Source organism: Georgenia sp. Z1344, assembly GCF_049856295.1.
Classification (GTDB): Bacteria; Actinomycetota; Actinomycetes; order Actinomycetales; family Actinomycetaceae; genus JB111.
The window spans coordinates 86,946-112,220 of sequence record NZ_JBNDMZ010000001.1 but is presented as its reverse complement, the minus strand read 5'-3'; the positions used below and the strand labels follow the sequence as shown (position 1 = coordinate 112,220).

18 protein-coding genes are annotated in these 25,275 nt (G+C 74.8%); 10 read left to right on the top strand and 8 right to left on the bottom strand.

Annotation, left to right across the window (positions count from 1 at the left end):
* Positions 1–118: 118 nt before the first annotated feature.
* From ftsY to ACPYO6_RS00520, 5 genes are all read right to left on the bottom strand, one after another.
* Entirely contained in the window at positions 119–1,333 is a 1,215-nt protein-coding gene (ftsY, locus tag ACPYO6_RS00540; RefSeq protein ID WP_425712930.1) for a signal recognition particle-docking protein FtsY, read from the bottom strand.
* A 53-nt stretch (positions 1,334–1,386) separates the two neighbouring features.
* A complete protein-coding gene (smc, locus tag ACPYO6_RS00535; RefSeq protein WP_425712929.1) occupies positions 1,387–4,980 on the bottom strand; it encodes a chromosome segregation protein SMC in 3,594 nt (1,197 codons plus the stop codon).
* A 133-nt stretch (positions 4,981–5,113) separates the two neighbouring features.
* Positions 5,114–5,545 carry a nucleoside-diphosphate kinase gene (ndk, locus tag ACPYO6_RS00530; protein WP_425712928.1) on the bottom strand — a complete coding sequence of 144 codons (432 nt, stop codon included), beginning with the start codon at positions 5,543–5,545 and terminating at the stop codon, positions 5,114–5,116.
* A 111-nt stretch (positions 5,546–5,656) separates the two neighbouring features.
* Positions 5,657–6,154 (bottom strand): DUF4233 domain-containing protein, encoded by a 498-nt coding sequence (locus ACPYO6_RS00525; protein WP_425712927.1) that lies wholly within the window; start codon positions 6,152–6,154, stop codon positions 5,657–5,659.
* Positions 6,151–7,878 carry an AMP-binding protein gene (locus ACPYO6_RS00520; RefSeq protein WP_425712926.1) on the bottom strand — a complete coding sequence of 576 codons (1,728 nt, stop codon included), beginning with the start codon at positions 7,876–7,878 and terminating at the stop codon, positions 6,151–6,153. The genes ACPYO6_RS00525 and ACPYO6_RS00520 overlap by 4 nt, the downstream gene beginning before the upstream one ends.
* Positions 7,879–8,076: 198 nt before the next feature.
* On the opposite strand from ACPYO6_RS00520, the gene ACPYO6_RS00515 reads away from it, so the two are divergent.
* A complete protein-coding gene (locus ACPYO6_RS00515; RefSeq protein WP_425712925.1) occupies positions 8,077–9,300 on the top strand; it encodes a cobalamin-independent methionine synthase II family protein in 1,224 nt (407 codons plus the stop codon).
* 117 nt (positions 9,301–9,417) lie between these two features.
* On the opposite strand, the gene ACPYO6_RS00510 is transcribed toward ACPYO6_RS00515, so the two are convergent.
* Positions 9,418–10,791, bottom strand: a complete 1,374-nt coding sequence (locus ACPYO6_RS00510) for a phosphodiester glycosidase family protein (RefSeq protein WP_425712924.1) — start codon at positions 10,789–10,791, stop codon at positions 9,418–9,420.
* 280 nt (positions 10,792–11,071) lie between these two features.
* On the opposite strand from ACPYO6_RS00510, the gene ACPYO6_RS00505 reads away from it, so the two are divergent.
* The 5 genes from ACPYO6_RS00505 to ACPYO6_RS00485 all read left to right on the top strand — a co-directional run bounded on the left by ACPYO6_RS00505 (position 11,072) and on the right by ACPYO6_RS00485 (position 16,496).
* Positions 11,072–13,273, top strand: a complete 2,202-nt coding sequence (locus ACPYO6_RS00505; protein ID WP_425712923.1) for an alkaline phosphatase — start codon at positions 11,072–11,074, stop codon at positions 13,271–13,273.
* A 160-nt stretch (positions 13,274–13,433) separates the two neighbouring features.
* Complete coding sequence (locus ACPYO6_RS00500; RefSeq protein WP_425712922.1) at positions 13,434–14,150, top strand: DeoD-type purine-nucleoside phosphorylase; 717 nt, start codon at positions 13,434–13,436, stop codon at positions 14,148–14,150.
* Between the two features lie 50 nt (positions 14,151–14,200).
* Entirely contained in the window at positions 14,201–15,160 is a 960-nt protein-coding gene (locus tag ACPYO6_RS00495; protein WP_425712921.1) for a TetR/AcrR family transcriptional regulator, read from the top strand.
* Positions 15,161–15,200: 40 nt separating this feature from the next.
* A complete protein-coding gene (locus tag ACPYO6_RS00490) occupies positions 15,201–15,620 on the top strand; it encodes a nucleotide pyrophosphohydrolase (protein ID WP_425712920.1) in 420 nt (139 codons plus the stop codon).
* Positions 15,621–15,767: 147 nt separating this feature from the next.
* On the top strand, positions 15,768–16,496 hold the full coding sequence (locus tag ACPYO6_RS00485) for a DUF998 domain-containing protein (RefSeq protein WP_425712919.1): 729 nt from the start codon (positions 15,768–15,770) through the stop codon (positions 16,494–16,496).
* A 271-nt stretch (positions 16,497–16,767) separates the two neighbouring features.
* On the opposite strand, the gene ACPYO6_RS00480 is transcribed toward ACPYO6_RS00485, so the two are convergent.
* The gene (locus tag ACPYO6_RS00480; RefSeq protein ID WP_425712918.1) at positions 16,768–17,340 is read right to left on the bottom strand and encodes a hypothetical protein; all 573 of its coding nucleotides are present in this window, start codon (positions 17,338–17,340) and stop codon (positions 16,768–16,770) included.
* A gap of 348 nt (positions 17,341–17,688) precedes the next feature.
* Here ACPYO6_RS00480 and ACPYO6_RS00475 point away from each other — a divergent pair, with 348 nt between their 5' ends.
* The 3 genes from ACPYO6_RS00475 (at position 17,689) to ACPYO6_RS00465 (ending at position 20,868) form a co-directional block, all read left to right on the top strand.
* Positions 17,689–18,438, top strand: a complete 750-nt coding sequence (locus ACPYO6_RS00475) for a Crp/Fnr family transcriptional regulator (RefSeq protein ID WP_425712917.1) — start codon at positions 17,689–17,691, stop codon at positions 18,436–18,438.
* A gap of 193 nt (positions 18,439–18,631) precedes the next feature.
* Entirely contained in the window at positions 18,632–18,871 is a 240-nt protein-coding gene (locus ACPYO6_RS00470) for a heavy-metal-associated domain-containing protein (RefSeq protein WP_425712916.1), read from the top strand.
* Between the two features lie 35 nt (positions 18,872–18,906).
* Entirely contained in the window at positions 18,907–20,868 is a 1,962-nt protein-coding gene (locus ACPYO6_RS00465) for a heavy metal translocating P-type ATPase (protein ID WP_425712915.1), read from the top strand.
* Here the strand turns inward: ACPYO6_RS00465 and ACPYO6_RS00460 are convergent.
* Positions 20,808–21,512, bottom strand: a complete 705-nt coding sequence (locus ACPYO6_RS00460; RefSeq protein WP_425712914.1) for a hypothetical protein — start codon at positions 21,510–21,512, stop codon at positions 20,808–20,810. The two genes, ACPYO6_RS00465 and ACPYO6_RS00460, sit on opposite strands and share 61 nt — an antisense overlap.
* 126 nt (positions 21,513–21,638) lie before the next feature.
* On the opposite strand from ACPYO6_RS00460, the gene ACPYO6_RS00455 reads away from it, so the two are divergent.
* Positions 21,639–25,205 (top strand): hydantoinase B/oxoprolinase family protein, encoded by a 3,567-nt coding sequence (locus tag ACPYO6_RS00455; RefSeq protein ID WP_425712913.1) that lies wholly within the window; start codon positions 21,639–21,641, stop codon positions 25,203–25,205.
* Positions 25,206–25,275 lie beyond the last annotated feature (70 nt).

Below are 25,275 nucleotides of genomic sequence, written 5' to 3'. Positions count from 1 at the left end.
CGACCTCCTGTACAGAAAACTGTACGGCGAGGAACGGGGGTCGGCAAGGGGTCGGCGCCGCCACGTGACGATCACGTGACGGCGCCGGGAGGCTGAGCGGAAGGTGCGGGCGGGAGCGTCAGCCCAGGAGCGAGTCGACGAAGTCCTCCGGGACGAACGGCGCGAGGTCGTCGGGGCCCTCGCCGAGGCCGACGTACTTCACGGGGACGCCGAGCTCGCGCTGCACGGTGACGACGATGCCGCCCTTCGCGGTCCCGTCGAGCTTGGTGAGCACGATGCCGGTCACCGACACGGCCTCGGAGAAGATCTTCGCCTGCTGCATGCCGTTCTGGCCGGTCGTGGCGTCGAGGACGAGGAGGACCTCGCGCACCGGCGCCTGACGCGACATCACGCGCTTGATCTTCCCCAGCTCCTCCATCAGACCCGCCTTGTTCTGCAGGCGTCCGGCGGTGTCGACGACGACGACGTCCGCGCCCTGCTCGCGACCGCTCCTGACGGCCTCGAACGCGACGGACGCCGGGTCGGCCCCCTCGGTCTCGGAGCGGACGACCGGGACACCGACGTGCTCGCCCCACGTGGACAGCTGCTCGGCGGCGGCGGCGCGGAAGGTGTCCGCGGCACCGAGGACCACCGAGTGCCCCTCGGCGACGAGCACGCGCGCGAGCTTGCCGATCGTCGTCGTCTTGCCCGTGCCGTTGACGCCGACCACGAGGACGGTCGCGGGGTGGGGCGCGCCGTCGTCGCCGACGACGGGGCTGAGGTCGAGCGTGCGGTCCGCGTCGGGGCCGACGAACTCGAGGAGCTCGCGGCGCAGGATGTCGCGCACCGCGCCGGCGTCGCTCGCGCCGGTGACCTTGGCCTCGGTGCGCAGGGTGTCGATGAGCTCGGTGGTGGGGCCGATCCCGACGTCGGCGACGAGCAGCGTCTCCTCGAGCTCCTCCCAGTCGTCCTCGGTGAGCGTGTCCCGCGAGAGGATCGCGAGGATCGCCTGGCCGAACGAGCCGGACCGCGCGAGGCGGGCGCGCAGGCGCTGGAGGCGCGACGGGACGGTCTCGGGCTGCTCGAGGGTGGGGGCGGCCGGCTCGGCGACCTCGGGCTCCGCGACGCCCGGCTCGGCGACGTCGGTCCCGCCGGGGCGGTCCTCGTCGATGACGGCGGTCGGCGCCGCCGACGCGCCCGACGCCGGTTCCTCACCCCCGGGGTACGGGCTCGACTCCCCCGGCGGCAGGGTGTCGTCGCGCCTGCGGCGCGAGGGGGCGAGGAAGAGCCCGGCGACGACCCCGACGACGAGAAGGACTCCGACGACGAGAAGAACGATCTGCAGCGTGTCCACGGGCCCAGTGTCGCAGGGTCTGGAGGTCGGTGTCGGCGAGTCCGACCGGTCGTTCAGGCGGAGGCGTCGGCGCGCTCGATGCGCTGGGAGATGACGGTCGAGAGGCCGCCGCGCATGGTGACGCCGTACAGGGCATCGGCCACCTCCATCGTGCGCTTCTGGTGCGTGATGACGATGAGCTGGGAGGACGCGCGCAGCTCGGCGAAGATCTCGATGAGGCGCCCGAGGTTGACGTCGTCGAGCGCGGCCTCGACCTCGTCCATCACGTAGAACGGGCTCGGGCGGGCGGTGAAGATCGCCACGAGCAGGGCGACCGCCGTGAGCGAGCGCTCGCCGCCGGAGAGCAGCGACAGCCGCTTGACCTTCTTGCCGGCGGGCCGCGCCTCGATCTCGATGCCGGTGGTGAGCATGTCGTCCGGGTCGGTGAGGACGAGCCGTCCCTCGCCGCCGGGGAACAGGCGGGGGAAGACGACCTCGAACTGCGCCGCCGTGTCGTGGAACGCGGCGGTGAAGACCTCCTCGACCCGGGTGTCGATGTCCCGCACGATCTGCAGGAGGTCCTCGCGTGACTTCGTCAGGTCGGTCAGCTGCTCGGTGAGGAACTGGTGGCGCTCCTCGAGGGCGGCGTGCTCCTCGAGCGCGAGGGGGTTGACCTTGCCGAGGCGGGCGAGGTCCTTCTCGGCCCGGGCGAGCCGCTTCTCCTGCTCGGCCCGCAGGTACGGCCGCGGCTCGGGGGGCTCCTCGCCGTCGGCGACCGGGTCGGTGGACGGCACCGGCACGTGCGGGCCGAACTCGTCGAGGAGCACCTCCGGGTCGAGGCCGAGCTCCTCGACGGAGCGCTCCTCGACCTGGCGCACCCGCATCGTGTGCTCGGTGCGGGCGAGCTCCTCGCGGTGGGCGGCGTCGCGCAGCCCGACCAGCGTCCTGTCGAGCTCCGCGAGCTGGGTGCGCACCGCGGTGGTCGCCTTCTCGCGGTCCTCCCGCTCGGCCTCCGCCTCGGCGCGGCGCGCGGCGGCCTCGCCGACGGCCCGGTCCGCGGCGGCGACGCCCTCCTGCGCCCGCTCGACCACCTCGGCGGCGACGGCGGCCTGCCGGCGGCGGCGCGCGGCCCGGTCGGCGGCCGCGGCGCGGGCGGCCCGCTCGGTGCGGGCGGCGGCCTCGAGGGAGGCGGCCCGGCCGGCGAGCGCGCCGACCCGCTCCTCGACGGTGCGCAGGGACAGGCGCGTGTCGGTCTCGGCGGACCGGGCCTCGCGGGCGGCCGTGGTGGCGGCGTCCCGCTCGGTCGTGGCCCGCTCGAGGTCCGCCTCCGCCTCCTCGGGCTCGCGGCCGGCCAGCTCGAGGCGCTCGCCGAGCTCGGTGAGGACCTCGCGGTGCTCGACGAGCGCGGTCTCCGCCTGCTCGCGCGCGGGCCCGGCCCGCTCGATCTCGACCCCGGAGTCCCGGATCGTCTGGCGCAGCCGGCCGAGGCGCTCGGTGACGGCGGACAGCTCGGCGTCCGAGGCGTGCAGGGCGTCGAGGGCGGCGTTCGCCTGCTCCCGGGCGGCCTCGACCTCCTCGCCAGCGGGGCCGAGCGCGAACCGGGTGACCTCGGCGCGGCGGGCGGCGGCGTCGGCGTCGGCGAGCGCCTGCTCGTGGGCGGCGTGCAGGCTGAGGACGGAGGACTCGTCGCCGCTGCCGCCGGACACGGCCGCGGCCCCGACCACGTCGCCGTCCCTGGTCACCGCGGTCAGCTCGGGGCGGGCGGCGACGGCGGCGCGGGCCGACGTGAGGTCCTCGGCGAGGACTGTGCGCCCGAGGAGCCGGGCGAGCGTGACGGCCACCTCGGTGCGGGCGGTGACGACGGAGGCCGCGGCGACGACGCCGTCGGGCAGCTCGCCCACCGTCTCGGGGGCCGTGGCGTCCGGGTCGGCCGCGACGACGAGGCGCAGCTTGCCGGCCTCCTGCTCGCGCGCGTCGCGCAGCGCGGTGACGGCGGCGTCGAGGGAGGCGACCACGTGGGCGGCGGCCAACGGACCGAGGGCGGCCGCGACGGCGTCGGCCCACTCGCCCTCGACCTCGAGGTGCTCGGGCAGCGGGCCGAGCAGGCCCTCGACCTCCCCGCCGGGGGCGGCATCGGAGGCGGCGAGCCCGAGCGCGAGGGCCTCGGCGCGGGCCTGGGCGGACGAGCGGTCGGCCTCGGCGGCGCGCAGCTCCTCGGCGAGCCGCTCGGTCTCGCCCTCCGCCTCCGCGAGTCGGTCCGCGGCCTGTTCGTAGGCGGCGTCGAGGTCCTCCTCGCCGGTCTCCGCCCCGGCGACGTCCCGCTCGAGCCGGTCGAACTCGCGCTGCGCCTCCTCGGCGCGCGTTCGCGCGGCGGCCTCGGCGTCGTGCAGGCGGTCGAGCTCGGCCTGCGCGGCCTCGAGGCGGGAGCGGCGCTCGGCGACCTGACCGGTGAGGCGGGCCAGCCCCTCGCGACGGTCGGCGACGGCGCGGTGGACGGCGGCGAGCGCGTGCTCGGCCGCACGCTCGGCGGTCTCGGCCTCGGTGCGCGCGGCCTCGGCGCCGGCGAGGGTCTGCCGGGCAGCCTCCAGCTCGACGGCCAGCTCCGCCTCCGCCGCGCGCGCCTGCTCGGCCCGTGCCTGGAGCACGTCCGGGTCCCGCGCGTCCTCACGGCGCTCACCCGCCGCGGCCGGCTGTTCGTCGTCGTCGGACCCGTCCCCGGTCCCGCCGAGGAGGCGGACCCGCTCGCTCGCGACGTCGGTGAGCGCGCGCAGGCGTTCGCGGACGCCGGAGAGGCGGTACCAGGTGTCGGTGGCGGCGCCGAGGCGGGGCGCGGCCTCGGCGGCGGCCTGCTCGAGGGCGGCGAGCGAGCGTCGTGCGACGTCCTGCTCCCCCTCGACCTCGGCGAGGCGGGCGGCGATCGCGGCGGTGTCGGTGCTCGCCGAGTCGGCGGCGGCGCGGAGCTGGGCGAGGTCGTCGGCGAGCAGCCGGGCGCGGGCGTCGCGCAGGTCGATCTGGACCACCTGGGCGCGGCGGGCGACGTCGGCCTGGCGGGCGAGCGGGCCGAGCTGGCGGCGGATCTCGGCGGTGAGGTCCTGGAGGCGGGCGAGGTTCGCGGCCGTGGCCTCGAGCTTGCGCAGCGCCTTCTCCTTGCGGCGGCGGTGCTTGAGGACCCCGGCGGCCTCCTCGATGAATCCGCGGCGGTCCTCGGCGGTGGCCTGGAGGACGGAGTCGAGCCGCCCCTGCCCGACGATGACGTGCATCTCCTTGCCCATGCCCGTGTCGGACAGGAGCTCCTGGATGTCGAGGAGGCGGCAGGACTCGCCGTTGATCTGGTACTCCGAGCCGCCCGAGCGGAACAGGGTGCGGCTGATCGTCACCTCGGTGTACTCGATGGGCAGCACGCCGTCGGTGTTGTCGATCGTCAGGGAGACCTCGGCGCGGCCGAGCGGGGCGCGGCCCGTGGTGCCGGCGAAGATCACGTCCTGCATCGAGCCGCCGCGCAGGGACTTCGCGCCCTGCTCGCCCATCACCCAGCTGAGGGCGTCGACGACGTTGGACTTGCCCGACCCGTTCGGCCCGACCACGCACGTGATGCCGGGCTCGAGGTGGAGGGTCGTCGCCGACGCGAAGGACTTGAAGCCCCGCATGGTCAGCGTCTTGAGATACACGCCCGCGAGCCTAGGTCAGGAGGGCGGCGATCCCGCGGAACCCGGCCCGTCCCCGCCCCCATCGGCGAGTGAGCGGACTTCCTCCCGGCGAGTGAGCGGACTTCCGCCCGGCAGCCGGGTTCCCGCTCACTCGTCAGCTGGTCGGGGCGAACCAGAGGCCGATCTCGCGCTCGGCGCTCTCGACCGAGTCAGAGGCGTGGACGAGGTTCTCGATGACCTTGCCCTCACCCTCGTGGCCGAGGTCGCCGCGGATCGAGCCGGGTGCGGCGACGGTCGGGTCGGTGGCGCCGACGATGCTGCGCACGCCCTCGATGACCCTGCGGCCCTCGACGACGGCGGCCGCCACCGGCCCCGAGCCCATGAACTCCACCAGGCCGGCGAAGAACGGCCGCTCGGCGTGCTCGGCGTAGTGCTGCTCGAGGAGGGAGCGCTCGGGGGTGAGCATCCGCAGGTCGGTGATCGTGTAGCCCTTGGCCTCGATGCGGCGCAGGATCTCGCCGGTGAGGTGGCGGGCGACGCCGTCGGGCTTGACGAGGACGAGGGTGCGCTCGAGCGGGGAGGTCATGGCGGCAGCCTAGTGGCGCGTCGGGGCTGGTCCGCGCGGCCCGTCCGGCCGGTGGGCCAGGACGGGCGGGTGGGTCGGGCGGGTCAGGTCGGGCGGGTCGGCCCGGGCCGGTCAGGCGGACGGGGTGGCCGACGACGACGCCAGGCGGTGGTGCTCCAGCTCGGCGGCGTAGCGGTCCCGCCGGTCGGAGTCGATGTCCGCGCCCGTGCGCAGCGCGATGAGCCAGATGAGGGCGAACACGACCGCGAGCACGAGCATGAGCGGCACGACGATCGCGACGGCGGCCAGGCCCAGCTGGATGAGCCAGCCGAGGACGCCCACCTCGCGCGGGTACTTCCGCACGAGCCCGGCGCCGACCAGGCAGAGCACCATCGCGGTCATCCCCACGCCCCACACCCACGGCAGCGGGGCGGCCCGCAGTCCGTGCGCGACCAGGGTGGCGAAGAGCATGACGAACGCCTCGAGGGCAAGGATCGCCGTGAGGAACATGACGCGGGCCGACTTCGGCGGGCGCGGGGCGGCCGGTGCGTCCGCGGCGGTGGGGCTCCGGGTCTCCGCGACCTCGCCCGTCGGGGTCGCCGCGGTTCCGCCCGGCTGCTCGCTGCTCACGCCCCCAGGGTAGTTCGGCCGAGGACCACCCGGGCACGGTGCGCGACGGCCGCGCGCTGGACCTGCGCGCCGTAGCGGACGTCGACGGGAATCACCGGCATGCGCAGGACGGCGTCGAGCGACGCGGACCCCGGCAGGAGTCCGGCCACGGCGGCGCGCGCCGCGGCGATGAGGCCCTTCGGCGCCCGCGAGGCCGCCGCCCGGGCACCGCGGTGGCTCCGGGGGTCGGTCTGCAGCACGGCGACCACGTCCTGCGCGCCGCGCGGTCCGACGCCGACGACGCACGCCGCCACCACGCCGGGGATCGACCTCAGCGCGACCTCGAGGGCGACGGGCGTGACGACGCCGTCGGGCGTGGTGATCTCGTTCCCCACCCGCCCCTCGAGCCAGAGCCGGCCCTCGACGTCGAGGTGTCCGAGGTCCCCGGTCCGGTGCCACCCCGTGAGCATCTGGGCGCGCGCCTGCTCGGCGGCGGGCAGGAGGTAGCGGTCGCGCAGGTGCGGGGCGGTGCCGACCACCTCGCCGGTGACGCCCGGGGTGGTGACCGGTCCCCCCGCGGGAGCACCGAGGTGGTCGAGCGGGACGACCGCGACCTCGGCCCCCGGGACCGGCCGCCCCACGCAGGTGCCGCCGCCGGCGCCGCGTGCGGTCGAGGCCGCCGCCGCTCGCAGGTCGGGCAGCGTGAGGTCGGTGAACGGCAGCAGCCCCGCCATCCCGTACGGCGCGTGCATCTCGGGGCCGCCGAGGAGCTGGGAGGCGCGGGAGAGCTCCTCCGCCGTCACGGGCGCACCGCCGACGACGACCCTGCGCAGCCGGGTGAGCGCGTCGCGCTCGTCCGGGCTCAGGCGCCCGGCCGTCCCGACCACGGAGGCGAGACCGGCGGGGCTGACGGCGAGCGTCGGCGAGGGGACGCGGCGTGCGGCGCGGGCGAGCTGCGGCGCGGTGAGGGCGCCGGGGCGGCCGTCGCCCGGGATGACGGTGGGGGCGCCGACGGCGAGGGCGAGCAGCGCGGCCGGGGCGAAGCCGGCCACGAGGCCGTGCGTGTGGTCGATCGGCGCGACATGGGTGGCCGCCCGGCACATCGCGGACAGGGTGCGGTGCGTGTACACGACACCGTTGGGCCGCAGCGACCCGGCGGCCTGGAAGACGACGAGCGCGTCGTCGTCCGGGTCGGGCTCGGCCGGCAGGGCGACCCCGCCGGCGACGAGCTCGCGCCCGTGGTCGAGGATCTCGAGGAACACGCCGCGCAGGCCGAGGAGGCGGCGCTCGTTGGCGGTGATCACCCGCTCGAACGGGGTGCGCACGAGGTACCGGTTGGCGGTCCACCCACGCACCCGCGCCGCGCGCGCCGCCACCGGCGTGCCGAGCAGGTGGTCGAGCTCGGCCCCGCGCAGCGCCCGGTCGAGGCCGCGGGCTCCGAGCCTCGGGTCGGCGAGGACGGCGACGGCGCCGACCCGCAGGACCGCGAACAGGCTGAGGGTGAGCTCGATCCCGGGCGGGACGGAGACGCCGACCCGCTGGCCCGGCCGCACGCCGACGTCGCTCAGGCCCAGGGCCAGCATCTCGACGTCGTCCGCCAGCTCCCGCCACGTCACTCGCCGGCGCAGGCCCGGATCGTCGAGGACGAGCGCGGCGGCGTCCGAGTTGCGCCGCTCGCGCAGCGCGTGCCACAGCGGGCGGTACTCGCCCACCGCCACGGAGGTCCCTGGCTGCTCGTCGCTCACGCGGTCAGCGTAGTGACGGGCGGGCGCGGGCACGTCCTGGTCGCACACCCGGCCGCTCGTGTCCCGCGATGTGGACCGCGCCGGGGCGGCGCGCGAGGGCCGCGGGCGCGGTGCCACAGTGGTCGCCGGGAGCGGTCCGCGCGTCGTCGTCGTGCGCTCGTCTCCCTGTCCACGCCGTCCCCGAACCGAGAGGCCACCATGTCGAAGGTCCGCACCACCCACGCCGGCTCCCTGCCCCGCACCCCGGCGCTCATCGAGGCCAACGCCGCGCGGGCCGAGGAGCGGATCGGCCAGGACGAGCTCACGCAGCTGCTGGAGACCGAGGTGGCCGGGGTCGTCGCGCGCCAGGCCGAGGCGGGGCTCGACCTCGTGAACGACGGCGAGTACGGCAAGCTCATGACCGAGTCGGTCGACTACGGGGCGTGGTGGTCCTACTCGTTCGGGCGCACCGGCGGCCTGAGCATCGACCCGGACGATCAGTCGTGGGCCGTCGACAGCCACCTCTCCTCCCCCGGCGACGTCCGCCTCACCGGGTTCCTCCACCGCCGCGACCGCGCGCTGTTCGCCGGCGCGTACTCCGACCCCACCTCGGGGATCTGGACGGGCGGGGACAAGCCGCGGCCCTTCCCGGTCGTCACCGGGGACCTCACGTACGAGGGCGCCGACGCGGTGCGCGCCGACGCCGACCATCTCGTGGCCGCGCTCGCCGCCGCCGGCCGCGGACCGGAGACCGGGTTCGTCACGGCCCTCTCCCCCGGCTCGGCCAGCCGCATCACCGACCGGCACTACGGCGACGAGGACGCCTACCTCGACGCCTGGGCGCGCGTCCTGCACGAGGAGTACAAGGCGATCCTCGACGCCGGGCTGTGGCTCCAGATCGACGACCCGTCGGTGGCGGAGAACTTCGACCAGATCACCCCCGAGCCCGCGGTGGGCGACTACGTGGCCTTCACCGAGAAGCGCGTCGCGGCGCTCAACCGCGCCCTCGAGGGCCTGCCGACCGAGCGCGTGCGCTTCCACCTGTGCTGGGGCTCCTGGCACGGCCCGCACGCGACCGACCTGCCGCTCGCGGACATCGCGCCGACGATGCTGACGGTGAACGCCGCCGCCTACTCGTTCGAGGCCGCCAACGTGCGCCACGAGCACGAGTGGCGCGTGTGGGAGGACCTCACGCTGCCCGAGGACAAGGTCCTCGTGCCCGGGATCGTCTCCCACGCGACCAACGTGCTCGAGCACCCCGAGCTCGTGGCGGACCGGGTCGAGCGGTTCGCGCGACTCGTCGGGCCCGAGCGCGTGTGGGCGTCGACGGACTGCGGGCTCGGCGGGCGCGTCCACGAGGAGATCGCGTGGGCCAAGCTCGACTCGCTGGTGGCGGGCACGCGGATCGCGAACGAGCGGCTCGCGCGGGGCTCGGCCGCCTGAGCTGCCGTCGCCCCCGAGGGGGCGAGCCCGAACGATCAAAGGACCAGGCACGACGACGACGGCGGGTGCGCCGGACCGAGGTCCGGCGCACCCGCCGTCGTGGCGTCCCCGGCCCGGTCAGCCCGGGAAGACGCCGATGCCGTTGGGCACCTCGCGCAGGACCTCGATGCCGGCCTCGCGGCTGCGGCTGAGCAGGGAGAACTCGGAGTCGAGGTCGGGGCGGCCGATCATGGTCGTCGACCCGCCGCCGTCGAGCAGGACCGCGTCGTCGGAGCCGAGCTCGTCCATCAGCACGGCGGCGTCGCGGGTGGAGATGCCGACGCTGTCGGGGTTCCGACCGTCGACGGAGACGAGGTGGAGCGTCCCGCCGTCCCGCGAGACACCCGCGAGGGTGCGCGGGTTGAGGGGACGCTCGGGGATCTCGCCGACGACGCCGTCGCGGACAACGACGGCGCCCCCGATCGCCCAGTCGAGGCGGCCCGGGGCGTCCGAGCGCGAGCGCACGTGCGTGTTGACGCGGTCCCCGACCTCGAGGGCGCGCAGCTCGTCGGCGCCGTCCTCGCGGCCGAGCAGGACCTGCTGGCCGTCGCCGAGGGCCCCGGTGCCGCCGGCCTCGTCGGAGAGCTCAACCACGCGACCGTCCTCGACGAGGACCTCGAGGACGTCGTCCGTGCACAGCGAGCCACGGTCGACCTCGTCGCCGCACGCGGCGCGTGCGCGGGTGTCGTCGCCCCACGTGTCGCCCCAGCGCGCGTCGAAGATCGTGATCTCGTCCGTGGCCATCCCGTACTGGTTGAGCCCGTCGACGTCGATCCGGCCCTGCCCGCGGGCGGTGACGAAGGCGTCGAGCGAGACGTCGGTGACGACCCCGTGGCCCGAGCGCGTGACCCCGACGACCTCGTCGCCGTCGTTCCACTCCCGGTCGAGCCCCTCGCCGTGGCGCTGCGCGTACGGGACCGCGGACTGGCGGATCTCGCCGTCTCGGATCTCGACGCCGACCGCCGCGAACGTGGCGGAGATGTCGCCGTGGGTGGCGTCGACCGTGTTCTGGAAGAAGTCGCCGTTGACGGCGGCGATCGCTCCCGCGGCCCCGGCCATGTCGTCGAGCCGCTGGGGCGTGGTGATCGTCGGGCCGGTGAGCAGGTCCGTCTCCGCCTCGTCGAGGTCGACGGCCAGGAGGGTGGCGGTCGACGCGCCCTCCGGGGTCGTCACGCGGAAGGTCTCCTGCCGGACACCGTCGGCGAGCTCGCTCGCCGCCGTCCGCTCGATCTCGACCTGCTCGGAGTCCGCGGTCGGGCCGTCGGTGGCAGCTCCCGGGGTGTTCGAGGAGCCGGCGGCCGTCGGCTCGTCCGCGGGTACCGTCGGCTCGTCCGCGGCGGACGGGAGCGCGACGACGGCTCCGGCCGCCGTGGTGGCGACGGCGAGGGCGGCGAGCGCCCGTGCGCGCCGTCCGGCGAGCGAAAGATCGGTGCGGTGGGTGGTGGTAGCCATGGAGACGTCCCCTTCGTCTGGCTGGTTTCGGACGCGCCGGACGCTAGGAAGCCCATGTGTCCGGCACGCGTCCCTCGCGCGTCCCTCGACCGAACACCTCGCGACCCGTGCACTCCGCTCACATGTGGGACCTGCCCATTCACTGCCCCGACGGCTGCTGTTCGCCCGCTCATCGCCCCGCGGACGGTTCCCCTCCGTACCGTCGCCGCGCCGTCCGGCCCCCTCGTTCCCCAACCCAGTGGACGGCGTCACACACCTGTCCCCTCGAAGGAGATCACGCATGCACACGCTTCGGAGCCGACGACGGCTCTCCGGCCTCGGGCTCGCGGCCGCCGGCGCCGTCGTCCTCTCGGCCCTCGCCACCCCCGCGGTCGCTGACGAGCCGGCCGACGGGACGCCGTCGACCGACGAGACCGCCGGCGGGGCCCCGGCGGCCCCCGACGTCACCACGATCGGCGGCGGGGCGGACGGCGCTCCCGAGAACGTCATCGTCGTCGTCGGGGACGGCATGGGCTACAACCACATCGACATGGCCTCGATGTTCGAGGCCGACCAGAGCCGCTACCAGGTGGCGGTCGACCCGGCCACGGGCACCGTCGAGGACGTCGACGGCGACACCCCCACCCAGGTCTACGAGAGCTGGCCCGTCCAGCACGGCATGAGCACCTACTCCGACGGTGGTTCCTACGACCCCGACATCATGTGGGGCAGCCTCGAGGAGTCCGTCGCCGCCGCGTCCACCGACTCGGCCGCCGCCGCCACCGCGATGGCGACCGGCGTCAAGACGACCAACCAGGCCGTCGGCATCGACCCCGAGGGGCAGCCGATCGAGAACGTGGTCGAGCGGGCCCAGGCCCAGGGGCGCGCCACGGGCGTCGTCACCAACGTGGTCGTCCCCCACCCGACGACGGCGTCGTTCGCGGTCCACAACGAGAGCCGCCTCGACTACCTCGCCGTCTCCGACCTGCTGGTCGACGAGAGCGGCCTCAACGTGGTCATGGGCTCGGGCCACCCTTGGTACGACGACAACGGTGACCGTTACGACGCCCCCGACTACAACTACATCAGCGAGGAGACCTGGACGCGCCTCGCGAACGGCGAGACCCCGTTCCAGCTCATCGAGGAGCGCGCCGACTTCCAGGAGCTCGCCGAGACCGACGCCCCGCCGACCCACGTGGTCGGCTTCGCCCAGGCCTGGACCACCACCCAGGAGGCCCGCGGCGACGGCGACAGCGACGCGCCCTTCACCGACCCCTTCCTCGAGTCGGTCCCGACGCTGTCCGAGATGACGCTCGGCGCGCTCAACGTGCTCGACAGCTCCTCCGACGAGGGCTTCTTCCTCGCCGTCGAGAGCGGCGCGATCGACTGGTCCTCCGAGCTCAACGCGCCCGCCCGGGCCATCGAGGAGACCATCACCCTCAACGAGACCGTCGAGGCCATCTCCACCTGGGTCGACGAGAACAGCTCCTGGGACGACACGATGGTGATCGTCACCGCCGATCACGAGGCCGGCTACATCACCGGTCCCGGCGCCGGCGAGACCTGGACGCCGCTGCTCTCCAACGGCGCCGGCGAGATGCCGGACCACGAGTGGCACCGCGAGGGTCACTCGAACCAGCTCGTCCCCTTCTACGCGCGCGGCGCCGGCTCCGAGGCGTTCGACGCCCGCGCCACCGGCGAGGACCCGGTCCGCGGCAGCTACCTCGACAACACGGACATCGGCCAGGTCCTGCTCGACGAGCTGTGGGCCGAGTCCGAGGAGCCGGAGGAGCCCGAGGAGCCGGGTGAGCCGACGCCCCCGACCCCGGGCCGCGGCTTCTACCTCAACAACGGGTGGGACGGCCGCGCCGAGCACGAGTTCTCCTTCGGCCGCCCGGGCGACACGGTCCTCGCGGGCGACTGGGACGGCGACGGCGTCGACACCCTGGCCGTGCGGCGGGGCAACGCCTACTACCTGTCGAACTCCCTGTACGGCGGCAACGCCGAGGTCGAGCTGAGCTACGGCCGCGCGAACGACACCGTGCTCGTGGGCGACTGGGACGGCGACGGGGCGGACTCCTTCGCCGTGCGCCGCGGGAACTCCTACTTCCTGACGAACTCCCACGAGACCGGCTGGGCGGACGCCGAGCTCGACTACGGGCGCGCGGACGACCAGGTGCTGGTCGGCGACTACGACGCCGACGGCGTGGACACCTTCGCCGTGCGCCGCGGGAACAGCTACTTCGTCTCCGACAGCCTGACGACCGGCTGGGCGGATGCCGAGCTCGACTACGGCCGGGACTCCGACGAGGTCCTCGTCGGCGACTGGGACGGGGACGGGGCGGACACGTTCGCCACGCGCCGCGGCAACCTCTACCTGGTCTCCAACTCGCTCGAGTCCGGCTGGGCCGACATCGAGCAGAACTACGGCCGCTCCGGCGACGAGGTCGTCGTCGGCGACTGGGACGGCGACGGCTCCGACACCCTCGGCGTCCGCCGCTGACCGACCCGCCTCACGCGTCAGAGACGCACGACGAACGCTCCCCCACCCGCGGGTGGGGGAGCGTTCGTGCGTCCGACCGACCCACGCACGGGACGATCCGTGGGATCATTCACACGACGTCGTCACCTGCGGCGTCGACGTCGACGTCAGGATTCCCCCCATGGCTACGCCCCACATCGCCGCCGAGCCCGGCGACATCGCCCCCGCCGTCCTTCTGCCCGGAGACCCGCGCCGCGCCGCGCGCATCGCCGAGCTCCTCATGCCGGAGGCCCGCGTGGTCTCCGACGTGCGGGCGAACAAGGTCTTCACCGGCGAGGTCGACGGCAAGCCGCTCTCGGTCATGGCCTCGGGCATGGGCATGGCCTCGACCGTCCTGTACGCCAACGAGCTGTTCGAGCACTTCGGCGTCCAGCGGATCATCCGCGTCGGCACCGCCGGCGGCCTCGCCCGGCACGTGAAGGTCGGGGACGTCGTCGTCGCCCTCGGCGCGCACACCGACTCCGCCATCAACGTGCCTCGCCTGCCCGGCCTGCACTTCTCCGCGATCGCGAGCTTCAACCTCGTCGCCGCCGCCGTCGAGGCCTCGAAGGAGCACGCCGGCGACACCCCGGTGCACGTCGCTCCGATCGTCTCCCGCGACCACTTCTACGGCAACGCCCCCGAGCTCAACGAGGCGCTCGCGTCCTACGGCACGCTGGCGGTCGAGATGGAGGCCGCCGGCCTGTACGGCGTGGCCGCCGAGCACGGCCGCGAGGCCCTCGCCGTCCTCACGGTCTCCGACCACCTGCTCGACCACTCGGGGGACATGTCGCCCGAGGACCGTGAGACCCGCTTCACCCTCGCCCTCACGCTCGCGTTGGCGGCGGCCCACTCCTGACCGAGGCGCGCCCCCGACGGACCGAGGGACCGCGCAGAACGAGGATCCCGATGGACGACCAGAGCACTCCCCCCGGACGCCGGCCCCTGCCGTGGACGCGCACGACCGCGCCCGCCACGCAGCCTCCCCCGGCGCCACCCGCCGCCTCTGCTCCTCCGCGTCCGACCACGCGCGAGCCGCTCTCCCCGACCGAGCTCGACCCGCACCCGGAGGACAACCGCCCCTCGCGACGCCGGGCGACGATCTCCGGCCGCCCGTTCGAGCCGTGGCTCGCCGCGGGCGACCGCCTGCCGCCACCCGGCGGGTACCACTTCGACCCGAGCGAGGCCCGCGCGGGTCGTGCGCGGATGGCGCGGCGGACCCCCGTCGTGGCCCCGCGCCGCGGACCCGGGCGGCCGCGCAACGCCGACGCCGAGCGCAAGGCGTTCGCCGCGGTGCTCGAGCTGTTCGGCCAGCGCGGCTGGGCCGGACTCTCGCTCGATGCCGTGGCCGCGGAGGCGGGCCTGGGCAAGTCCTCGATCTACCTGCGGTGGACGGACAAGCAGGCGCTCCTCATCGACGCCCTCAAGCACGTCGACGTGACGGTCGTCGCGCCGGACGCGGACGGTGCCGACGCCCCGACCGTGCGCGACCTGCTGATCTTCGCCGCCAACCGGCGGATCTCCCAGTACGGCGGCACGTTCGGACCCGCGCTCTACCGGCTCAACATCGAGGCGCGGATCTACCCCGACGTCTTCGACACGATCTGGCAGGAGACGATCGGGGCGAGCATCCGCGACCTGACGGTCACGCTGCTCGAGCGGGCCGAGGGCGAGCACCAGCCGACGGAGGAGGACGCGACCGACCTCATCGCCTCGGTCGAGGGCACCGCCATGTACCTGGCCTTCGTCGCGCACCCCGCCGCGCTGCCGGGGGCCTCCGACCTCCACGAGCGCATCGAACGCATGGTCGACCGGCACCTGCGCGGCATCCGCGAGCACATGGCGCGGCGGGCGAACGGGCTCGAGTAGCCGCCACCCCCGCACCAGCCCGGCACGGTAGAACGGCCTCATGGACCTCGAGCACGTACGCGACTCCCTGCGGACCTTCGCCGACGAGCGGGACTGGGCGCAGTTCCACTCCCCCCGCAACCTCGTCCTCGCCCTCGTCGGCGAGGTCGGCGAGCTGGCCGAGCTCACGCAGTGGCGCACGGACGACGAGCTGCACGCGCTCGCCGCGACCCCCGACGGCGCACGCGCCCTCGGGGACGAGCTCGCCGACGTCCTGTCCTACCTCGTGCAGGCCGCCGACAGCCTCGGGCTCGACCTCGGTGCGGCGTGGGAGGCCAAGATCGAGGCGAACGCCGCGAAGTACCCGGCCGAGCTCGCCCGTGGGTCGAACGCGAAGTACACCGCCTACCTGCCGGGGCCGGACGGCCCGACCGCAGAAACGGGCACGACGACGAGCACGACGCCGGACGAGCAGGGCTGAACTTCCCGCGACCGTCGTTTGACCACGACCCGCGGGCCGACGAACCTGGACCGAGCACGGCCGCGGGCGTCATCCGTCCCGACAACCGCATTCGCATTCGCCACGAGTCGCCGACCACCGTCCGGCGCGAGAGCACGAGGAGACCAGGTGCCCGGCGCCCCCACCCGACCGATCCCCAGGGCCGCCCTGCTCGGCGCCGCCCTGTGGACGATCCTCCCGCTGTACTGGCTGGTGGAGATCGTCGTCGCCTCGCGGGTGACCGCCCCGTTCTCCTTCCTCACCCACACGATCTCCGACCTGGGCGCGTCGGCCTGCGCGTGGATCCCCTACCGGTGGGGCTGGGTCGAGGTCTGCTCGCCGTGGCACCCGCTGATGAACGGCGCGTTCGCCGCGTTCGGCATCCTGCTCGCGACCGGCGCGTGGCTCGTCAGCACCGCGCTCCCGCCGTCCCGGCTGCGCGCCGTCACCCGGGCGCTGTTCGTCTGCGCGGGGCTCAGCGCGATCGGCACGGCGCTCGTCCCGATCAACACGATCATCGACCTGCACTCGCTCGTCTCCGTGCCGATCTTCTTCTTCGCCCCGGCCGCCGCGACCCTGCTGGCGTTCCAGCTCGCCCGTGAGAGCGGGGTGCTGCGCACGGTCGGCGGGCTCGGGGTCGGGATCGGGGTGTTCTGCCTCGGCTCCGCGATCGTCACGGTCACCCTCGTCTCGATGGACCGGAACTGGTCGATCCCCGAGCGCCTCACCCTGTGGCCGCTGCCGCTGTGGGCGTCGATCCTCGGGATCACGCTTCTCCTCGAGGCCCGACGCCGGAGGCGCGCGTCGCGCCCGGACGCACCTCTCGCGCACGGGGCCGGGTCGCACGAGTACGCCTGACTGGACGAGCACGGCCGACCGTCGAGGGCCTGCGCGTCGGCACCAGGTCGTCAGCCTCGACCGTCCTTCCGGACGTTCCTCCGTGTGCCGGTCTGCACGTGGACGCCACGACGACGAGGGCCCGTCAGGATCGACCTGATGGTCGGTCCGGACGGGCCCTCGCGGTTCGCCCGGGGGGAGCGAACCGGTACGTCGCCGCCGATCCGTGGGGATCACCGAGGGTCGTCGGTCCGAGCGCTCGCTCAGCCCCGGCGGCCCGTCGGTGCCGCGGTCAGTCGCCGGAGTCCGCCGACCACCCCGACTCCGCGGACCACCCGGAGGCCGCCGAGACGCCCGAGTCGGCCGAGTAGTTCGGCGCGGGGACGGGCGCCGGGGCCGGCGCGGGAGCCGGGACGGGCGCGGGGGCCGGCGCGGGGGCGGGGGCCTGCTGGCGCGGCGCCGGAGCGGGGCTCGGCGCGGACGGGGCGGAGACCGGGCTGACCGGCGAGACCGGGGAGGGCGCCGAGACGGGGCTCGGGGCCGAGACCGGGGACTGCGCGGAGACCGGCGACTGGGCCGAGACCGGGGAGGCGGTCGACGGCGCGCTCGGGGTGCGGTCGGCCGAGTGGGCGGTGACGGCGGAGGTGTTGCTCCGCGGGTCCGCGGGGTCCACGGCCGAGGGGGCCGAGAGCAGCGGCGTCGAGAGCTGCGGGAGCACGCGCAGCTCGCGGCCGTCCGCGCTCGTGGTCGCGCCGCCGGAGGCCGACTCCGACGCGGACTCGCCGTCGGCGATGGCCACCGAGCTGCCGGCGACGATCGCGGCCGCGGCCAGCGTGCCGGTGGTGATCCACATCTTCTTGCTCATGGTCTGTCCTCTCGTGGCCCTGCGGCCGGTCCCGGGACGGGCCCTGTGGCCGTCCTCCTTGATGACCTCTACTGTGCCGACCCGATCTGTGGCACCGAGGACACCGTCGTGAGCGACCTGTCATCTCCGTGAGAGGCGCCTCCCGGCAGGGAGACCGCCGGCCGCGGGGTGCCGAGAGCTGCGGGGTCGCGGCAGCGAGGACCGGGGGTCGGGATGCGTGGGGCCGAGAGCCGAGGATCCGGACGGGACCACGGGGACAACGAGCCCAGAACTCCTGATCGGGCTCCTATCCTGGCCACGGGCCCACCGGAGCGGACGGCACCGGGACGGACACGAAGGGCAGGAGCCATGACCGAGCGGCGACACACCCCGCTCACCGAGCCGGTCATCGACCCGCACGCCTGCACCCCGCAGCTCCGCCTCGCGGTGCTCGGGCGCGACCCGCTGTTCACCGGCCTCCCTCCCGCCGAGCTCGCCGCCGTCGACACCCACTTCCGCGCACGGCACTACGCGGCGGGCGAGCCGATCTATCACTCGGGCGATCCCGCCGACCGTCTCTTCATCCCCGCCGCCGGCCTCAGCCGCGTCTCGCGTACCGCGATCGACGGCCGCGAGACCCTGCTCGGGCTGCACGGACCCGGCGAGTCGTTCGGGGCACTGCCGTCGCTCGGCGTCGGCACCTACCCGGACGACGCCCGCGCGCTGACCTTCACCTGCCTCCTGCACGTGAGCAGCGAGCAGTTCGCCGCGCTCGTCGACGAGCTCCCCCGAGTCGCCGTCGCCGCGCTCCACCGGATCGGGCAGCGGCTCGCCGAGGCGCACGAGTCTGTCCACCTGCTCTCCGGGGCGCCGCTGGAGCAGCGGCTCGCCGCGGCCCTGCTCGTCCTCGCCGAGAAGATCGGCGAACCCTGGGAGGGGATGACGCTCCTGCAGGCCCCGCTCGGCCGCGAGGACCTCGCGGCGCTCACCGGCTCGGCGACCGAGTCCGTCAGCAGGCTGCTCAGCCGCTGGCGACGGGACGGCCTCGTCGAGTCGGGCCGCCGCTGGGTCGCCCTGGCGGACATCGACCGGCTCGCCGCCGTCCGCGACGCCGCCTGACCCGCGCGCCCGGCGTCGATCCCGCGGCCGCGGCCAGGACCCGCACGGCAGCGGGTCGTGACCGGGTGGGCGACCGGTCTCCCCCGCCCGGAAGGGCCGTTCGCGGTTGATTGACGCGCGTCATGTTGCCCTCGGGCGCGCCTTCCTACGGTGAGGGACATCAGCACCCGCACCGACGAGAAGGGCACGAGTCATGACCACGACGACCACCCCCACCACCCGTTCCACCTTCCGCGCCGAGGGGTTCTCGTGCCCCTCGTGCGTGGCGAAGATCGAGAAGCAGGTCGGCCGCCTGCCCGGCGTTCACAACGTGACGGTGCACTTCACCTCCGCACGCGTCGTCGTCGACCACGACCCCGCGCTCACCTCCACCGACGACGTCGTCGCGGCGATCGCCAGGGCGGGCTACACGGCCACGCTCTCGGCGTTCTGACGGCGCCCGGCACCGCTGGGGAGGAGAACACTCACATGAGCACGATGCGCAGCCGGTGGCGGGGCCCCTGGGGCGTCCCTGTCGCCGCCGGCGTCCTCATCGCCACCGCCTTCGTCGCCGAGTACGCGCTCGGCTCGCTGCTCGCCGGCCGGATCCTCATGGCGGCCGCGGCGGTCGTAGCCGGCGCACCGATCGCCGTCAAGGCGCTCCGCGCCCTCATGGTGCGCACCATCGGCATCGACCTGCTCGTCACCGTCGCCGCCGCCGGCGCGCTGGTCATCGGTCAGGTCTGGGAGGCGGCCGCGGTGACGTTCCTGTTCGCGCTCGGCCACGCCCTCGAGGCGAGGACGATGAACAAGACGCGTTCGGCACTGGCCGAGCTCGTCGCCGTGGCCCCCGACGTCGCCGTCGTCCTGCGCGACGGCGAGCAGGTCGAGGTCCCGGCCGCCGCCGTCGCCACGGGCGAGACCGTGCTCGTGAAGAACGGCGCCAGGGTGCCCGTCGACGGCATCGTCGTCGGCGGGACCGGGGCGCTCGACGAGGCCTCCATCACCGGCGAGTCGATCCCCGCCGAGAAGACCGAGGGGGACCAGGTCTTCGCCGGCACGATCTCGCGCAGCGGGTTCCTCCAGGTCGAGGCCACCGGAGTGGGCGCGGGCACCACGCTCGCCCGGATCATCCACCGCGTCGAGGAGGCCCAGGACGCCCGGGCCCGGACCGCCGCGTTCATCGACCGGTTCTCCCGCTGGTACACCCCGGGCATCATGGTGCTCGCCCTGCTCGCCGGCCTCGTCACGGGCGACGTCGTGCTCGCGCTGACCCTGCTCGTCATCGGCTGCCCGGGCGCTCTCGTCATCTCGATCCCGGTGGCCATCGTCGCCGGCATCGGCCGCGCCGCCCGGGACGGCATCCTCATCAAGGGCGGCGAGTACCTCGAGACCTCCGCACGGATCGACGCCGTCGCCGTGGACAAGACCGGCACCCTCACCGAGGGCACCCCGCACCTGACCGACGTCGTCTCCCTGGACCCGGACTGGTCCGAGGACGACATCCTCGCCTGGGCCGCCCGCGGCGAGGCCGGCTCCGAGCACCCGCTCGCCCGGCCGATCCTCGACGCCGCCCGGGAGCAGGACCTCGGCACCCCGGGCCTGCCCGAGTCGACCGAACCCGTCCCGGGCAAGGGCATCGCCGCACGGACCGGCGGCCGCCGGGTGCTCATCGGCAACGCCGCCCTGCTCGAGCAGTTCCACGTCCCCGACGCCGTCGGGGCCGCGGCCGAGGCCGACCGCCTCGCGTCGGCCGGCCGCACGCCGATGATCGTCGCGGTCGACGACGCCGTCGTCGGGGTCGTCGCCGTCGCGGACCGCGTCCGCACCGACGCCGCCCGCATGGTGCGCGAGCTGCACGAGGCGGGCGTGAAGACGGTCGTCATGCTCACCGGCGACGCCCCGCTCGTGGCCGAGGCGATCGGGCGGGCCACCGGCGTCGACGAGGTCCGCGCCGGCCTGCTGCCGGAGGACAAGCTCGACGCCGTGCGCGACCTGCAGGAGCAGGGGCACACGGTCGCGATGGTCGGCGACGGCGTCAACGACGCCCCCGCCCTGGCCACCGCCGACATCGGGGTGGCCATGGGGGCGGCCGGTTCGGCCGTCGCCGTCGAGACCGCGGACATCGCCCTCATGGGCGACAACCTCCTGCGGCTTCCCGAGGCGATCGGGCTGGCCAGGCGCACGGTGTCCGTCATGCGGCAGAACATCGCGATCGCGCTGATCACCGTCGCCGCTCTGCTCGCCGGCGTCTTCGCCGGAGGCGTGACGATGGCGATCGGGATGCTCGTGCACGAGGCCTCGGTGCTCGTCGTCATCGTCAACGCCATGCGGCTGCTGCGCCTGCGGCGGGCGGCGGGCTCCGACACGGACGCCCCGGCGGCGTCGGGTCAGAGGGTCGCGCAGTACGCGGCGCCGGCGTCGACCGACTCGTCCAGCTCCTCGGTGTGAATCGTCATGAGCCCGCGCACCGCACCCTCGGCCGCCCGCGACAGCTCGTCGTGCCCCGGCACCATGTGGCCGTTCATCCCGCCCATGACTCCGGAGAAGCCCCCCACCTGTGCCATGACGACGGCGTCCTCGTCCGGCGCGTCCGGACCGATCGTCAACCACTCCTCGGCGGACCGACCGTCGTCGCTCACGGCCGTCACGAGGGCGCACGCGTAGGCGACGCGGGACTCCTCCGCGACGTCGACCTCGCCGTCGGGCAGGCCGCGCTCCTCACAGGCGGCCACCAGGCCGTCGAGGCCCTCGGTCATCATCTCGGTGTCGATCCGCGAGATCCCCTGGTGCACCGAGGTCGCATCCTCGAGCAGGTCCTCGTACCCCGGGAGCGGGGCCTGGGTGGTGGCGCCGAGCATGCCGGAGGCACCGGCGACCATGAGCACCTCCGCCTGCGTCTCGTCGCCGATGAATCCCTGCCACTGGTCGACCGGGGTCGCGCTCGCCTCGATCGCCAGGGCGCAGGCCTGGGTCGCGAGGCCGTCGGCGTCGGTCGCAGGCACCGCCTCCTCCGCGCCGGCCCCGCACCCGGCGGCGGCGAGCAGCCCGGCCGTCCCGAGTGCCAGGGCACCGGTCCTCGTCGTCGTCGACATGTCACCTCTCCGCATCGGCTCCCGTGCGCTCGCGCGGGTCTCCCACCAGGGTAGGTGGCACGACCGAGCGCGACGCCCGGCCCGAGGCGGGCATGTGCCGGCGCATCGCCCGCCTAGGCTCGCGCCATGACGGGATGGCAGTTCTGGATCGACCGCGGCGGGACGTTCACGGACGTGGTGGCCCGCCGCCCGGACGGATCGCTCGCCTCGCACAAGCTGCTCTCCCACGACCCGGACCGCTACGCGGACGCCGCCGTCGCCGGCATCCGGCACGTGCTCGGCCTCGCGCCCGGGACGCCCGTGCCCGCCGACGACGTCGAGGTCGTCCGCATGGGCACCACGGTCGCCACCAACGCCCTGCTCGAGCGGACGGGCGAGCCCACCGCCCTCGTCGTCACGCGCGGGTTCGCCGACGCGCTCCGGATCGGCTTCCAGGAGCGGCCGCACATCTTCGAGCGACGCATCGAGCTCGCCGAGATGCTCTACGACCGCGTCATCGAGGTCGACGAGCGGATCACCGCCCACGGCGAGGTGCTCACGCCGCCCGACCTGGCCGGCCTCGAGCCCGAGCTGGCCCGCGCCCGGGCCGACGGCATCGACGCCGTCGCCGTCCTGTGCCTGCACAGCCACCTCCACCCCGAGCACGAGCGGGCGATCGGCGACCTCGCGCGCCGCCTCGGGTTCGGGCAGGTCTCGATCTCCAGCGAGGTCAGCCCACTCATGCGGGTGGTCCCGCGCGGCGACACCACGGTCGTCGACGCCTACCTCTCCCCCGTCCTCGCCCGGTACGTCGACCAGGTCGCCGCCGAGCTGCCCGGCGTGCGGCTGCTGTTCATGCAGTCCTCCGGCGGCCTCACCGAGGCCCACACCTTCCGCGGCAAGGACGCGATCCTGTCCGGCCCCGCCGGCGGCATCGTCGGCATGGCCGAGCTCTCGGCGCGCTCCGGGCTCGACCGGGTCGTCGGCTTCGACATGGGTGGCACCTCCACCGACGTCTCCCACCACGCCGGGGAGCTCGAGCGCGACTTCCACACCGAGGTCGCGGGCGTCCGCCTGCGGGCGCCGATGCTCGCGATCCACACCGTCGCCGCCGGGGGCGGATCGATCCTCCACGTGACGGACGGCCGGCTGACGGTCGGCCCGGACTCGGCCGGCGCCGACCCCGGGCCCGCCTGCTACCGCCGCGGCGGCCCGCTCACGCTCACCGACGCCAACGTCCAGCTCGGCCGGATCGACCCGGACTCCTTCCCGCACGTCTTCGGCCCCGGCGGGGACGAGCCGCTCGACCGCGAGGTCGTCGACCGGCTGTTCACCGAGCTGGCCGAGCGGCTCGCCGAGGAGACCGGCCACCGTCGCACCCCCGAGGAGGTGGCGGAGGGGTTCCTCGACGTCGCCGTCACGACGATGGCCGGCGCCATCAAGCACGTCTCCGTCCGGCGCGGCCACGACGTCACCGACCACGCTCTGACGACCTTCGGCGGCGCCGGCGGCCAGCACGCCTGCCGGGTCGCGGACGCGCTGGGCATCTCCACGGTCCTCGTCCCGCCGATGGCCGGCGTCCTGTCCGCGCTCGGGATGGGACTCGCCGACGTCACGGCGATCCGCGAGACCTCGGTCGAGACCGTCCTCGACGACGACGCCGCCCCCTCGCTGAGCGCCGTCGCCGAGGAGCTGGCCGGTCAGGCGCGCGGCGCGGTGGCCGGTGAGGCGTCGGGCGAGGTCGCGGTCTCCGCGCGGGCGCACCTGCGCTACGAACGCACCGACACGGCCGTGCAGGTCCCGCTCGGCCCGCCCGCGCAGATGCGTGCCGCGTTCGAGGAGGAGCACCGGCGCACGTACTCCTTCCTCCTCGACCGCCCGCTCGTCGTCGAGGCCGTGTCCGTCGAGGCCGTCGTCCGCTCGCCCCGGCCGACGATCGCCGCCGACGACGCCGCAGGCGGCGGCACCGCCGAGGTGACCATGCACGTGGGCGGGACGACCCGCGAGGTGCCGCTGCGGCGTCGGGCGGGGATCGGCGCCGACCCGCTCGAGGGACCGGCGATCGTCGCCGACCCGGACTCCACGACCGTCGTCGAGCCCGGGTGGCGGGCCCGCGTGCTCGAGGACGGCGCGCTGCTGCTCGAGCGGTCGAGCCCGCGCGAGGCCCCGACCGCGGGCACGGTCGCGGACCCGGTCATGCTCGAGGTGTTCAACAGCCTGTTCATGTCGGTGGCCGAGCAGATGGGCGCGCGGCTCGAGGCGACCGCGCAGTCGGTCAACATCAAGGAGCGGCTCGACTTCTCGTGCGCCCTGTTCGACCCGACGGGGCACCTCGTGGCCAACGCCCCGCACATCCCGGTCCACCTCGGGTCGATGGGCGCCACCGTCCAGGAGGTCCTGCGGCGCCGGGGGGACCGGCTGCGTCCCGGGCAGGTCGTCGCCGTCAACGACCCGTACCACGGGGGCACGCACCTGCCCGACGTCACCGTGGTCACCCCGGTCTTCGACGACGACGGGACCGAGCTGCTGTTCCTCGTGGCCTCGCGCGGCCACCACGCGGAGATCGGTGGGCTCACGCCGGGCTCGATGCCCGCGACGTCGACGACGGTGGACGAGGAGGGGATCCTGTTCGACGACTGGCTGCTCGTCGACGACGAGCGCTTCCGCGAGGCCGCGACCGAGGAGCTGCTCACCTCGGGGCCCTACCCCTCGCGCGACCCGGCGACGAACCTCGCCGACCTGCGTGCCCAGGTCGCCGCGAACGCGACCGGCGTGAGCGAGGTGCGGGCGCTCGTCCAGCGCTACGGGCTCGAGGTCGTCCAGGCCTACATGGGGCACGTCCAGGACAACGCCGAGGAGTCGGTGCGCCGCGCCGTCGCCCGCCTGAGCGGCGGGACGTGGGACTACGAGACCGACGCGGGCGCGCACATCCGGGTCCGCATCGAGGTCGACCGCCAGGCGCGCGAGGCGACGATCGACCTCACCGGCACCTCCGCCCAGCTGGGCACCAACCTCAACGCCCCGACGGCGGTGACCTGGGCCGCGGTGCTGTACGTGTTCCGCACCCTCGTCGAGGCGGACATCCCGCTCAACGACGGGTGCCTGCGGCCGCTGCGGATCGTCGTGCCGGAGGGGTCGATGCTCGCGCCGGAGCACCCCGCAGCGGTGGTCGGCGGCAACGTCGAGACGTCGCAGGCGGTGACGAGCGCGCTGTACGGCGCCCTCGGGGTGCTCGCGGAGGGCGCGGGGACGATGAACAACGTGACGTTCGGCAACGAGCGGTTCCAGTACTACGAGACCCTCGCGTCCGGCTCCGGCGCGGGCGACGGGTTCGACGGCACCGACACGGTCCAGACCCACATGACGAACTCGCGGCTCACCGACCCCGAGGTCCTCGAGTGGCGCCTGCCGGTGCTGCTGGAGTCCTACGCGGTGCGGCACGGGAGCGGCGGCGCGGGGCGCTGGCGCGGCGGGGACGGCGGCGTCCGGCGGATCCGCTTCCTCGAGCCGACCACCGTCAGCCTGCTCACCGGCAACCGGCGCGTGGCCCCGTTCGGTGCGGCCGGCGGGTCCCCGGGTGCGCCGGGGCGGAACCGGGTCGAGCGCGCGGACGGCGAGCTGGTCGAGCTCGGCGGCGTCGCGACGGTCGAGGTGGGACCCGGCGACGTACTCGTCGTCGAGACCCCCGGGGGCGGCGGGTTCGGCCGCCCCTAGCCCGTTCACCGAGACTGCGGTTGGTGCTCGTCGAGATTGCGGTTGGGAGCCATGACTGGTCGAGAGTGCG